This is a genomic window from Hymenobacter sp. (assembly GCF_036388155.1).
Lineage (GTDB): Bacteria > Bacteroidota > Bacteroidia > Cytophagales > Hymenobacteraceae > Hymenobacter.
The window spans coordinates 49,019-61,940 of sequence record NZ_DASVSI010000175.1; the positions used below are offsets into that span (position 1 = coordinate 49,019).

A 12,922-nucleotide genomic window follows, 5' to 3' on the forward strand; every position below is an offset into this window, starting at 1 on the left:
GTGGTGGGAATTTGAATGAATTAGAACCCAATGCTCAGGCCGCCCATGAACACCCGCGCCTGCGGGTAGATGCCCAGGTCGACGCCGCTGGCGCTTACCTCCGGGTCGAAGCCGGTGTATTTGGTCAGCGTGATGAGGTTCTGGCCGGTCACGTACACGCGCAGCTGGTTGGCCGCAATGCGGTTCAGGATGCTCTTTGGCAGCGTGTAGCCAAACGTCAGGTTCTTGAGGCGCACGAAAGAGCCGTCCTCGATGTAGTGCGTCGACACCCGCAGGTTGTTGTTGGGGTCGCCGTTGACGGCGCGCGGAATGTCGTTGCTCGTGCCCGGGCCGGTCCAGCGGTTCAGAATGCGCGTGGTGCCGTTGGTGGTGCTGTACAGCGCGCTCTCCGTGATGTAGCGGTTCAGGTTGTACACGTCGTTGCCCTGCACGCCCTGGATGAAGAAGCTCAGGTCGAAGCCCTTGAAGCTGGCCGTGTTGGTCATGCCGAAGGTGAAATTCGGGTTCGGGTTGCCAATGAACTGGCGGTCAGCATCGGTGATGGTGCCGTCGCCGTTTAGGTCGCGGTACTTGATGTCGCCGGGGGCCGTGCCGGAAAGCTGGTAGAACTTGTCGTTTTTGGGGTTGCCCACGTTGGCGGCCGCATTCAGCGCCAGCAGCTCTTCCTGGGTCTGAATCAGGCCCTCTTTCACGTAGCCGTAGAACGAGCCAAACGCCTGGTTGATGTCGTAGCGCACAATGGTGCCGCTCAGCGAGCCTTGGCCGTTGTAGGGCACGCCCGCACCCAGCGACTCCAGGCGGGTCTTGAAGGCCGACACGTTGAAGGTCGTCGACCAGTTCAGCGCGCCCTCCGAGCCAGTGAAGTTGTGCGAGGTCAGCGAGAAGTCGACGCCGCGGTTATAGGCCGAAGCTGCGTTGGAGTTTACCGACTCGTAGGTGCCCGACACCAGGGACGGCGGCACGCCGGCAATCAGGTTGGGAGAGTTGCGGCTGTAGAGGTCCAGGCTGGCCTCGAAGCGGTTGTCCAGGAAGCCCATGTCCAAGCCAATGTTTGCCTGGTCGTTGTATTCCCAACGCAGGAAGGGGTTGGCCAAGCGGGTGGGCGCACCGCCGATGTTGATGGCGCCGTCGGTGCCCAGCGGATAGTTGATGCCGAAGTTGATGGAGTAGAGGTACGCGAAGCGGCCGGCGTTCAGCTCGTTGCCCACGCGGCCGTAGCCAGCGCGCAGCTTCAGGTTGCTGATGGTGCTGTTGCCCTTCAGGAAATCTTCCTCCGAAATGCGCCAGCCCGCCGAAGCGCCGGGGAAGAAGCCAAACTTCTCACCCGGTTGGAAGCGCGACGAGCCGTCGTAGCGGACCGTGGCCTGGAAGATGTACTTGCCCGCAAACTCGTAGTTGAGGCGGCTGAAATAGCTGGCCAGGCGCCGGGGCTCGTCCACAGTGCCGCGGTTGCTCAGGAGCGTGTTGATGGGGCCGGCGTTGATGGTTTGCAGGTCGTTGCGCAGGTAAAGCGAGCGGTTGGCCTCTACGTTGCTGAAGTTGAACTCCTGCGCCGACTGGCCCACCAGGAACGTGACCTGGTGCTTATCGGCGAACAGGCGGTCGTAGGTCGCGGTGTTCTCAATCAGGTAGGTGGGCGCGTAGCTGGCCGTGGCCGTGCCGCCCGCCGTGATGTAGCGCTGCGTGAAGTTGGCCAACTCTGGCCCCTTGGGCGCAAAGCTGTTGAAGTTGTCGAAAATCATGTCAACCCCGACGTTGGTGCGAAAACGCAGGCCTTTCAGCGGCTCCAGTTCGGCGTAGAACGTGGTGAGGGCGCGGTTGCGGGTAAACTTCTGGTTCACGCGCTGGGCCGTGGCCAGCGGGTTTTCCTCGGTGAAGTTGTCCGAATCGCCGTTGGGCTGATACCAGTAGCCATCGGGCCGGTAGGGCTGCACGGTAGGCGGAATGCGCAGCATCTGCTGCACGGTGCCGTATTCGCCGTTGTTGCTCGTTATCTGGCGGTCGTTGAGGTGCGTCAGCGCGATGCTGTTGCCAATCTTCAGCATCTTGCCAATGTTCACGTCGCCGTTGGCCCGCAGCGTGAACCGCTCGAACTGGCTGCCCAGGATGATGCCGTCCTGCTGGAAATAGGTGCCCGACAGTGCGTAGCGGGCCTTTTCGCTGCCGCCCGTGGTCGAAAGCGAGTAGTTCTGAATCTTGGCCCGGCGGAACAGCAAGTCCTGCCAGTCGGTGCCTTCGCCCAGCGAGTCGGCTAGCGCACCCGGGTCGCGCAGCTTCTCGAGCGCAATGGGCTTGCCGGCCGCAATCAGCGACTCGTTGTTGATGGTGGCGTATTCGCGGGCGTTGAGCAGGTCCAGCTTGCGGGCTACTACCTGAATGCCCCGGTAGGCGTCTACATTCACGGCGGCCTTGCCTGCTTTGCCGCGCTTGGTGGTGATGATGACTACCCCGTTGGCAGCACGCACCCCGTAAATGGCCGTGGCCGAAGCGTCTTTGAGCACATCAATTGTCTCAATGTCGTTCGGGCTGATGGCGGTAAGCTCGGTGTTGGTTGCGTTGCCGTTGGCGTCGGTAGAAGCCGGTAGCGGAAAGCCATCAACTACATACAAAGGCGAGTTGAAGCCGGCCGAAGTAATGCCGCGCACCCGTACCGCTGTGCCGGCCGCCCCGCCTGGAGCTCCTCCACTGGAAGTAATGGTCACGCCCGATACTTTGCCCTGAATGGCCTGGGTCGCGTCGGGCACCGGCTGGCGCACAATGTCGGCCGCGCCCACCGACGAGATGGCCCCGGTCACGCTGCCGCGCTGCTGGGTGCCGTAGCCCACCACCACAATCTCATTCAGCTTCTGCACGTCTTCCACCAACTTAATGGTGAGGGGGCTCGTGGAGGCAGTTGCCGTTTGCGTGGCAAAGCCTACCGAGCTAAAGACCAGGGTGCTGCCCTCGGGCGCGCTCAGGCTGAAGGAGCCGTCCGCACCCGTGGCGGTGCCAATGGTGGTGCCGCGCACCAACACGGTGACGCCGGGAATACCGGACCCGTCGGGGCCCGTCACGCGCCCGCTCACGGGCACGTCGGCGGTGGGGCTAACCAGCGGACGCACAGCGGCTACAACCGATGTGCTGGCAGCCAGTACGGGCAGCCCGCAAGCCAGCAGCACCGCCGTGCGCCGCAACAGCGCAATCAGGTAAAATTTCTGCTTCATGGTGGGATTACTGAAGGAGTGAGAAAAAGAAAAAAGGAGAATTAAAGGGGGAATCCCCACAGGGGAGGCTACTTGGGGCGGCTTGCTTCGGCGGTGGTCGCGCCGGAGCGCGGCACTGCCGAAGCCGGCCGCGCGGCACCGGTTGTGCCCGTGGGCGCCGTGCCGTTCTGGGCGCTAAGCCCGCCCGCGTACCGGAACCGCGCCGTTTGCGAACCCACGCGCAGCGTGAACCAGCCGTCTTCGAGCTGCGGCCGGCCCTGGCCGTCGGGGTAGCTCAGGTCGCGCTGGGGGGCGATGGTGAAGGTGAGCTCGCGGGTTTGGCCGGCGGCAAAAGCCTGTTTGTCGAAGTGCTTGAGCAGGCGCACCGGCCGGGTAATGCGGCCCACCTCATCGGTCAGAAACCAGAGCACGGCTTCCTGGCCGTCGCGGGGGCCGGTGTTGCTCACGCGCACCGTGGCGCGCAGGCGGGCCGTGGAGCCAGTGAGCACAGAATCGCTCAGCGTTAGGCCCGAATAGGCGTAGGTAGTATAGCTCAGGCCTTCGCCAAACTCCGTCAGCATGGAGCTTTTGTACTTGGGCCCGCGCTTCTCAAAGCCAGCGCCGAAGTCGCTCAGCTCCAGACTGTTTTCGTTGTTGTCGTGGTGGTAGTTGGAGATGTGGCCCGCAAACTGCGGGTAGGTGAAGGGCAGCTTGCCGCTGGGGTTGGTCTTGCCGCTGATGATTTCGGCCAGGGCCGTGCCGCCGCCGTAGCCCGGCAGCCCGGCCCAAACTATGGCCGAAGTTCCTTCCGCCACGCTCCGGATAATGCCGGGCCGGCCGCCAATCATGAGCAGTACGGTGGGCTTGCCGCTGGCTTGGGCCGCGCGGGCCAGCTGCTGCTGGTCGTCGGGCAGGGTGAGGTCGGAGGTGTTGCCCATGCCTTCGGTGTAGGGCCGCTCGCCCACTGCCAGCACCACGGCATCGGCCAGCTTGGCCGCGGCGGTAATGCTGGCCAGCTGCAGCTTGCCCTTGGCGTCGCGGTAGGGCAGGGTTTCCACCCGGGCGCCGGGGTATTCCTTACGCAGAGCCTCAAGCAGCGTGGGCACGTCCTTGGGGTAGTTGTCTTCGGGGCGGCCCTGCCAGGCCAGCGTCCAGCCGCCGCTGAGGTTGGCGCGCGAGTCGGCCGAGGGGCCCACCACCAGCAGGCGCTTCACGCGAGCGGGAGCCAAGGGCAGCACGTTTTTATCGTTTTTGAGCAGCACTACCGACTCCCGGGCCGCGGCCACCGCCTGGGCCCGCAAGGCCGGGTCGCCCACCCGGCTGAGCCGGTCGGCGCGGGGCATGGGGTTTTCAAACAAGCCGATTTCGTCCTTCATCTGCAGCACCCGCCCCGCCGAGAGATTGATGCGCTCCTGCGTGAGGCGGCCTTCCTGCACCAGCTCTTTCACGTAGCGGCAAAAGGCGGTGGTGTAAGGCGTCATGGCCATGTCCACGCCCGCGTCGATGGCCATCCAGGTGGCCTCCTTCTCGTTGGCCGCCACCTTCTGCACGCGCACCAGTCGGATGATGTCTTCCCAGTCGGTCACGGCCACGCCTTTGAAGCCCATTTGGCGGCGCAGCAAGTCGGTCAGAATGGCTTTGGATGCGTGCGTGGGCTCGCCGTTGATTTCGCCCGAGTTAATCATAATCGACTTCAAGCCGGAATCGATTGCAGCTTGAAACGAGGGACGAAAGAACTCCTGCAGCCGCTGGTCGGGGATTAACGCGTTGGTGCGGTCCCAGCCGTTGCGCGGGTCCGAGTACCCCAGGAAGTGCTTACCAGAGCCGGCCACTTTGTAGGGCGCTATCTCGGTGTTGGTTTGCAGCTCGCACACAAAAGCCGCCCCCATGCGCGAGGCCACCAGCGGGTCTTCGCCGTAGGTTTCGTAAAAACGGGGCCAGTAGGCGTTCACTCCCAGGTCGAGCACCGGCGCGAATACCCAGTGGTGGCCCAGGTCTGCCGATTCCAGGACCGTAGCCCGGGCCGTTTGGCGGGCCAGTTCGGGGTTGAAGCTGGCGCCCAGGTTGATGTTGTGGGGGAAGATGGCGGTGCCGGCCACGTAGCTGGCGCCGTGCATGTGGTCGATGCCGTAGATGATGGGGATGCGGAGCCGCGACTCGCGCAGGGCTATGCGCTGCAGCGCCGCCGAGTAACGCACCCACTGCGCGGCCGGCACCGCCTCCCCATTTAAGAATGACCCGATATGAAAATCCCGCACCAGAGCCGCGGCCTTAGCAGAATCCAGCACCACGTCTTTTTGCATTCCGGTGGTATTGATGACCGAAATGTTGAGCTGGGTCATTTGCCCAATTTTCTCCTCCAGCGTCATTTGCGCCAGGAGTTGCTGCACGCGTGGGCTAAAGCCAGAAGCAGGTGTTTCGGCGGCTACGGGTGAGACTGCCGGCGCTGTGGCCGCAGTGGGTACCGCGTTGCGTTGGCACGCCACTGCGAGGGGGAGCACCAGCAGCACTCTGGCCCGAGTCCGTAGGCTACGTAGGCCACCCTGCAGCACGGGACGCCTGATTGTTGAGAGAAGGGTGAGAAAGGTGCGAAGTGCGGACATTGGGCAAATAGAATTGCCCAAATGTATGCGAGTGTGTTTTGCAAATGCAATTACCAAAATGGCCTTAGAGGCTTGATTTGGCCCTTTTTATAGAGAATATGCTTTTTGCTTATACGCTTGCTGCACACGCAAAAACTCCGCTTTCCCGCCTAATCCTTACGCTGCCGACTTTTCAAAAACCCAGACTTTGGTCTAAAAAACAACGAAAAAAAATTGCCAAAATCCCAAAAAAAATACTCTTAGCGGCTCTCTGTTCGCGATAGGCCCTTAGTTGTGCCAGCAATTACCAGCAGAGCAGAATTGTGTTAGAGGGAAGTCTCGCAATCGTTGCCGGAAGAAAAGCAAGGCCAAGAATGCCGTTATGCCTCGTCAACGTCCGCCAATTCGGCGGTGGCGTCTAGCAGCACATGCGTCCAAGGCTCACCGTCTTCGAAATCCTGCGCCTGGCGGCGGCGCTGCAAGGCCGCCAGCACCTTTTGGGCAAAAGCCCAGCTGGTGGCTTGCCGCAGGTCCAGCACCCGCGCAAGCTCCGAGGGCGAATACACGCCCCTGTGTGCGTGGAGCAAGAACACCGCATACAGGGCTTTGACAATGGAGAACTTGCACTTTTGTAATAAGGTGCCGGCCGTGGCCGACTCGACGTAGCGGCACCGGGTGCAGCGCCGGGCGAAGGGCTCGCGGGCCTCGCAGCTCTTCTCGTGGCCGCACTTGCGGCAGCGGTAGCCGCCGTGGGCCCACTTCAGGTCGGCGAGGTAGCGCAGGCAGGCTTCTTTGTCGGGGTAAATCTGGCTGAACTCGCCAAAGTCAACTTCCCGCGCCTCAATGCGGGCGGCTTTTTCGGCGTGCAGGTCGCGGCTGAGGTCGCTGTTGAGCTTCTCGATGGCCGCCGACTGCAGGGCCAGCAGCCCGTTGGCTTCGAGCAATTCGCGGTTTTGGGCGGCCACCGTATCGTTTTGGCGGTGTAGTTCGGTAGTGCGCTGGGCCACCAGCGCTTCCAGCTCGGTGTTGAGGCGGTCTTTTAGCTCTTGGTTTTCACGCATTTGCTCCACCAGGCGGTCTTGCGCCTGGTGCTTTTTGCGGAGCTGTTTGAGCAGCCGGTGCTGGGTAAGGAGCGTGGTGTCCATCAGGCCCTTGAGCTTCTCGCCCAAGGCGTAGCTCAAAATGACGACCTCGGCCAAAAAGGCCACGTACAGGCTGTAGACGGTATAGGCATTGTTGTAGAAATCGATGCCCAGCTTGCGCATGATGAGGAAGGCCAGGCTGGTGGCCACTAGCGCCTGGGCCAGCAAAAGGTAGCGTGATGGCCGAAAGCCGCTGCGATATGCTTGGAAGCCAGTGTAATACAGCAAGCCATACGGCAGCAGGTACAGCCAGAAGCTAAAGCCCGAGTGTATCACGGCGGCGTCGAGCACCAGCAACCCCGTGCTGATGCCCACCACCCACAATCCCAGCCGGTGCAGCCGCGGCAGCCGGGAGGCGGTGTCGAGAAACCCACTGGCGTAGGTGGCAAACGTGAGCAGGAGCAGTACCGGCGCCGCCGCCCCAATGAAGTGGTTCAAGAGCGGGCCTCTCGGCCACAGGTACTGGAACCCCAGGCCGTCTTCCGACAGGAACAGGAGCGTCCCGCTAGCCACGTAGAGCACGTAATAGAGGTAAGTCCGGTCCTTCAGGAAGAAGAACAAAATCAGGTTGTAGAGCACCATGATGAGCAGCACTCCATAGAAGCAGCCCAGCAGGCAGTACTGCACCGACAGCTCCGGGATGAGCCCGGCCGCGCTGTGCAGCATGGCCCGGAAACTGGTGCGGGTATCTGAGCGCAGGCGCAGGTAGTAAGTCTCGGTCTGGCCCGGCCGCGGAGGCAAGTCAAATAGAAAGTTTTTATAAGGGTGAGGGCGGGTGGCAAAAGGCAAATTGGCACCCGTGGCCACGCTGTCGTAGGCCGTAGCTCCTGGCTGGCGGGGTCTGAAAAACACGGCGCCACCAATGTGCGAGTCGTAGAGCTCGAGGTACACCGCCGCCGTTTCGGTGGGTGCGTGGCGCACCGTGATGCGCAGCCAGTAGGTGCTGCGCGGGTGCTGAATGTTGGGCGGTTGACCGGAGCCCTGCAGCCGCTCAAACCGGGTGCGCCAGGTTGGCTGCTGCACGTCGGCGATGGTGAGCTGGCCCGTGGGGTCCTCCAGCACGCTATAGTAGTTCTCGGCTAGGTAAAATTCGTTCAGCGAGGGGTTTACGGTTAGCGTGTCTTCGGGGGCGGCCCAAGCACGCAAGCTGGTGGCGCATAGCACCCCGACGGCCAGGCCGGCACAGCGCAGCAGCAGCTTCAGCCACTTGGTAAACTCTCCGCAACGACCCAATGGTAGATTCGAATTGTGCGACGTTTGCATAGGGCGTCCAAAATACAAAAAAGCCCTCCGACTTTCGGTCGGAGGGCTTGGTAAGGACCCACTCACCCGCATTAGAGCCGGAACTGGGCACTGAATTTGACCCCAAAATTGGTGGAATTGGGCAAGTTTCGGTAGGTGAGGCGGTGCAGAAAATCGACGCGAATGAATTTGAAAATATTCTCCACGCCGTAGCCGGCCTCGGCGTAAGGCAACCGGCCCAACGACTGAATGCGGGGCAATTCCTTGCCGTCCGGGTCGCGCCGGGGCTGCTTGGTGTTAGCTTCGGAAAGGCCACCGTAGAGCACGTTGGCGGTGGCCACCAGGCGCCAGTTTAGCCCGCGAATGCCAGGCAAGCTGTTCAGTAGCAAGCCCTCGAAATGCTGGTCGAGCCGCAACGACACCGAGCGGTCGGTGACGAACTCGCGGTAGTTCATCAGGTTGAAGGCGTTGGCGTTGTAGAAGGGCGTTTGGTTGCCGAGCGGGGTGCGCAGAATGAGGTAGGAAACGGCGTTGGGGATGTAGCTGCCCTCCAGGCGATAGTTCAGGCGGCCCAGCTGGCCCAGCGGCACGCTGTGGGTCATCAGCAAGTTAAACTTTTGGTAGGCGGGGGCCTTGCTGGCATTCATCAGGTTGCGCACTCCGATGATGTACCGGAGCGTGAACACCGGCCAGCGCCGCAGCCCCACGGCCCGCCGGCGGTTTTCGTTCTGCACCAGGTTTTCGTCGGCCGCATAGCGCGACTCCAGCACCAGCTCCGACAAGGACAGGTCGCGGCTGAGCGGGGCGTTGTCGCTGCGGTCGTCGGTGCTGAAATAGGCAAAGTCGTGCAGCGGCTTGATGCCCTGGCGCCGCAGCGTCACGGTTTGGGTGAAGCCGTGAAACAAGTCGCGCTGCAAGCTCAGGGCGAACAGGTTGCGCATAATGGGCCCGCCCTGGCGGAAGCGCCCCCAGCGCGAAGCGGCCGCAAACAGGTTGTTGTCGCCCAGGAAATCGTTGTCCAGCAGGGCCACTTGCTCCACGTCGTGCCGAAACTCGCCGCTGAGCACCGTCCAGTGGCGTCGCTCGGCCACGTAGCTGGTTTTCAGGCCGTATTTGAAGCGACCATCCTGGGTGCCATACGCCAGATACCCTTGCGTAAGCCAGTCGCGGCTGATGTCGGGCGTGGTGCGGAAGCCAAACCGGAAGCGGCTGCCCTCGAAATCGTTGCGGGAGTACGTGCTCAAAATTGGCCCCAGGTCCCAGCGCCCCACGCGCTTGTAGCCGTTCACAAACAGCTCGACCCAGTCGAGCAAATTCCGCACCGACGGCAGCTGCTTGGCCGAGTCGAGCACGACAAACGACTGCTGCTCTGCCAGCGTGAGGGTATCGGGCCGGTGCTGGTCGAAGTAGCCCATTTCCTGCGGCACGCCGCTGCGGGCTTTCTTGCTGGAAGCGTCTTCGGTGGGCTCCACCAACGACGATACCACGGGACGGTCATAGAAGCCGTCTTCGGTATGAGGCTGGTTGCGCACAAAGTTGCTGCTCAGCGTGGTGAGGCGGACCAGCATGGCGGCCTGTTTTTCGTAGGGGCGCACGCTCAGCACCAGTTTGGTGCGGGTAGGCAAGCCGGGGCCTTGGGTGGGAGAAGTGAGGTCCTGGTAAATGCGCAGGTCGCTGACAAAGTTGATGTTAGCGCCCTGGCTGGCGGCCAGGTCCACGCGGCGCAAAGCATAGCCCGTAGCGGTAATCCAAATGGTGCCTTTGAAAGCCAGGTCGTGCTTGCGCTTGGGCGTAACGGCAATTTTGTAGCACCAGTCCTGGCCCAGGTACACGGAATCCTGCAGTTCGTACTCGTAGGTGAGGCGGCCGCCCTCGGCGATGGGCGAGATGAAATCTTTGCCCAGCACGTTCTGCCAGTTGGGGTAGAAATCGAAGTTCTGGAAGTTGGAGCCCAGCATTTGGGAAAGCACCGAGCCTTCGCGCGGTCCCGCCCCGCGCATTTGCTTGTGCAGCAGGTCTTCCCGGCGCCGGAGCGGCGAGAACCGCTGGTACACTTTCGACCCCACCTCCGACGCAAACACGGGCAGGGGTGCGTCGGCATCGGCGGCGGCGGCGGCCCCCTGGCGCACGGCCAGCGCCCGAATGTCCTTGATAACCTTGCGCTTGGCCATGCTGGCGGGCAGCTCGGTCAGGCTGGTTTCAATGCGGTTGTAGGAGTCGAACTCCACCGCTTGCAGGGATTGCCGGCTGTTTTCGGGCTTGTGCTTCTGCACTTCGCGCAGGATGCGGAAGGCCGGGTTTTCCGGCTGGCGCGACAGCACCACCACTTCGGCCAGCGACACGCCGCCGGCTTTCAGGCGAAACAGCACCGATTGGGTGGGCTCGGCCGTGAGCTTGCGCCGCTGGGTGGCAAACCCAATGGCCGATGCGGTAATGGAATCGGGCGTGCCCGTCACGGCCAGCTTGAACTTACCCTCAGCGTCGGCTGTCACGCCGTTGCCAGAATTGGGAATAAATATGGAAGCAAACGGCACTGGCTCGCCATTCGTAGCCTCCACCACTTGGCCGCTAATCAGAATACGCTGGGCTGCGGCTGGTAGTGCCCAAAGGCATACCAGGAGCAACGGAGCAAGAAATCTCATACGTTGTATAGAGGAGCCAAATGCCTGAAACTGATAGTAGACCTGCAAGCTACGCAAAGCGTGAGCGTCACCCAAGTAGTTCCGGCGCCGTGCCGCTAAATTTTTAACACGGCTATAACCTGGCTCTTTTTTGCCCAAATCCGGCCTTTACCAACGCAATGGTCGGACCTCAGCACGCCAGCAGGCGCAGTTCGTAGGTCCGCATCACGCTCTCAATGGAGAGGTGTTCTTCGGCGTAGCGCCGGGCGTTGGCGGCCAGGCCGGCGTGGTCGCGGGCCAGGGCTTCGGCCAGGCCGGCATTGAGCGCGGCTTGGTTTTCGGCTTCCACCAGCAGGCCCATGCGGTGCTGCTGCACCAGCGCGTGCATGCCCGAGCCGGCGTTGGAGGTGATGAGCGCCACGCCGCCCACGGCCAGCACGGTGGTGAGCTTGGAGGGCATCACGAGGTCGCCGGCGTTGGCTTTCTGAATGACCAGATGCACGTCGGCCAGATTGAGAAACTGGTTGAATTTCTCGAACGGCTGCAGTGGCATGAACAATACGTTGGGCACGGCCAGCTCCTGGGCCAAGGCCTGGAGCTTCTCTTTGTAAGGGCCCGAGCCGCAGATGACGAACTTCACCTCGGGCTGGGTGCGGAAGGCTACGGCGGCGTACAGAATGGCTTCCAGCCCCTGCTTTTCGCCGATGGCGCCCGAGTACAGGGCAATGCGGTCGGTGGGCTGAAAGCCAAACAGCGTTTTCAGCTGGGCGCGGTCGTGGATGGGGTAAAACTGTCCCACGTCGGTCCAGTTGGGAAACAAGGCCACCGGCTTGGTAGTCTTCTCCCGAATTTTGGCCACCATGCCCTCGCCCACGCTGGTTATCAGGTCGCTGCGGTTGAAGATGAACTGCTCCATGCCAAAGAGCAGGTCGATGACTTGCTTAGACTTTATCATCTGCAGGTCGCGGGCTGCCTCAATTTGCAGGTCCTGAATGTGGTACGCCAGCTTGCCGCCGCGCAACGCTTTGTAGAAAGCGCCCAGTAGCCCAAACTGAAACGACGGCGCCACGGCCACCACGTAGTCGAACTTGCGGCCCGGCAGCAGCGTGAGCAACTTGAAAAACGCCGTCAGCAAAAACGAAAAGTCCAGCAGAATGCGCTTGATGCCGGTGGGCCGCGCCGGCACGTAGGCCGGACACCGGTGCACGGTAATTTCGGCCCCGGAGGGGAGCCGCTGTTTTTCGGTGTGGTACCCGAAGCGGTGCTTGCGGTAGGGCTCCTGCACGGCCCAGTGCGGGTAGTAGGGGTAGGTGGTGAGCACCGTGCAGTCGTACCCGTGCTGGGCCAGCCACGCCATCATCTCGCCGCTGTACTTGCCGATGCCCGTGGGCTCGGGCGCGTAGTTGTAGCCAATCAGGAGGATGCGTTTTTTCATTAAGCAGTTGTTAGTTGTCCGTTGTCCGTTGTCCGTTGTTAGTTGTCCGTTGTTAGTTGTCCGTTGTTAGTGCTCGTTGTTAGTCTGAATTGTTATTTGGCTGACAACGGACAACCAACAACCAACAACTAATAACTAGCAACCAACAAAGGGCCCTTAAGCCGGCTGCATGTGGCGGGTGCGGACGAAAACCGCGGGGTTGCCCGCGTAGATGCCCCAGGCATCCAGCGGCTTGCTGGCCACCGAGCCCACCGTGAGGATGGCGTGCGAGCCGCACACCACGCCGGGGCACACCACGGCCTGGGCCCCCACCCACACCCCGTCTTCGAGCCGGATGGTGCCCAGCCGGTACGGGAAGCTGGGCACGGTGTAGTCGTGGTTGCCGGTGAGCAGCATGGCGCCCTGCGACACGCTCACGTGGCTGCCAATGGCCACGTCGGCCAGGTTGTCAATCCACACCGACTCGCCAATCCAGCAATGGTCGCCGATGGTCAGCCGCCACGGATTCTTGATGCGCACCTTGGGCTTGATGACCAATCCCGCGCCCACCCGCGCCCCAAACAGCCGCAGCAGCCACGTCTTCACGCCGTAGGGCCACGGAAAAGCGCTGGCGAAGACGTAGTAATTCACGAAGTACCACAGCAGCACCTTCAGCCGCGGGCCGGCCCGGTAGTCGCCAGGGTCAAATGTGGAAAGGTCTGTGGACATGGGGATAAAT

At 62.1% G+C, this 12,922-nt stretch carries 6 protein-coding genes; all 6 read right to left on the bottom strand.

Translation table 11 applies throughout. The annotated features are described in order from the left end of the window. Window positions 1-20 precede the first annotated feature (20 nt). Entirely contained in the window at window positions 21-3,203 is a 3,183-nt protein-coding gene (locus VF629_RS24585; protein ID WP_331061163.1) for a TonB-dependent receptor, read from the bottom strand. A 68-nt stretch (window positions 3,204-3,271) separates the two neighbouring features. Continuing rightward, on the bottom strand, window positions 3,272-5,572 hold the full coding sequence (locus tag VF629_RS24590; RefSeq protein ID WP_331061164.1) for a glycoside hydrolase family 3 N-terminal domain-containing protein: 2,301 nt from the start codon (window positions 5,570-5,572) through the stop codon (window positions 3,272-3,274). A gap of 572 nt (window positions 5,573-6,144) precedes the next feature. Continuing rightward, window positions 6,145-8,139: a 7TM diverse intracellular signaling domain-containing protein gene (locus VF629_RS24595; protein WP_331061165.1), complete on the bottom strand. Its 1,995-nt coding sequence runs from the start codon at window positions 8,137-8,139 to the stop codon at window positions 6,145-6,147. A gap of 101 nt (window positions 8,140-8,240) precedes the next feature. Beyond that, on the bottom strand, window positions 8,241-10,790 hold the full coding sequence (locus tag VF629_RS24600; RefSeq protein ID WP_331061166.1) for a DUF5686 and carboxypeptidase-like regulatory domain-containing protein: 2,550 nt from the start codon (window positions 10,788-10,790) through the stop codon (window positions 8,241-8,243). Window positions 10,791-10,959: 169 nt separating this feature from the next. Beyond that, complete coding sequence (locus VF629_RS24605) at window positions 10,960-12,204, bottom strand: WcaI family glycosyltransferase (protein ID WP_331061167.1); 1,245 nt, start codon at window positions 12,202-12,204, stop codon at window positions 10,960-10,962. A 156-nt stretch (window positions 12,205-12,360) separates the two neighbouring features. Further along, window positions 12,361-12,912 carry a WcaF family extracellular polysaccharide biosynthesis acetyltransferase gene (locus VF629_RS24610; RefSeq protein ID WP_331061168.1) on the bottom strand — a complete coding sequence of 184 codons (552 nt, stop codon included), beginning with the start codon at window positions 12,910-12,912 and terminating at the stop codon, window positions 12,361-12,363. Between the last annotated feature and the right edge of the window lie 10 nt (window positions 12,913-12,922).

Bases quoted from the DNA above. Each gene is read 5' to 3' on its own strand.
- VF629_RS24585 (WP_331061163.1), bottom strand. From the start codon at position 3,203: ATGAAGCAGAAATTTTACCTGATTGCGCTGTTGCGGCGCACGGCGGTG.
- VF629_RS24605 (WP_331061167.1), bottom strand. From the start codon at position 12,204: ATGAAAAAACGCATCCTCCTGATTGGCTACAACTACGCGCCCGAGCCC.
- VF629_RS24610 (WP_331061168.1), bottom strand. From the start codon at position 12,912: ATGTCCACAGACCTTTCCACATTTGACCCTGGCGACTACCGGGCCGGC.
- VF629_RS24600 (WP_331061166.1), bottom strand. From the start codon at position 10,790: ATGAGATTTCTTGCTCCGTTGCTCCTGGTATGCCTTTGGGCACTACCA.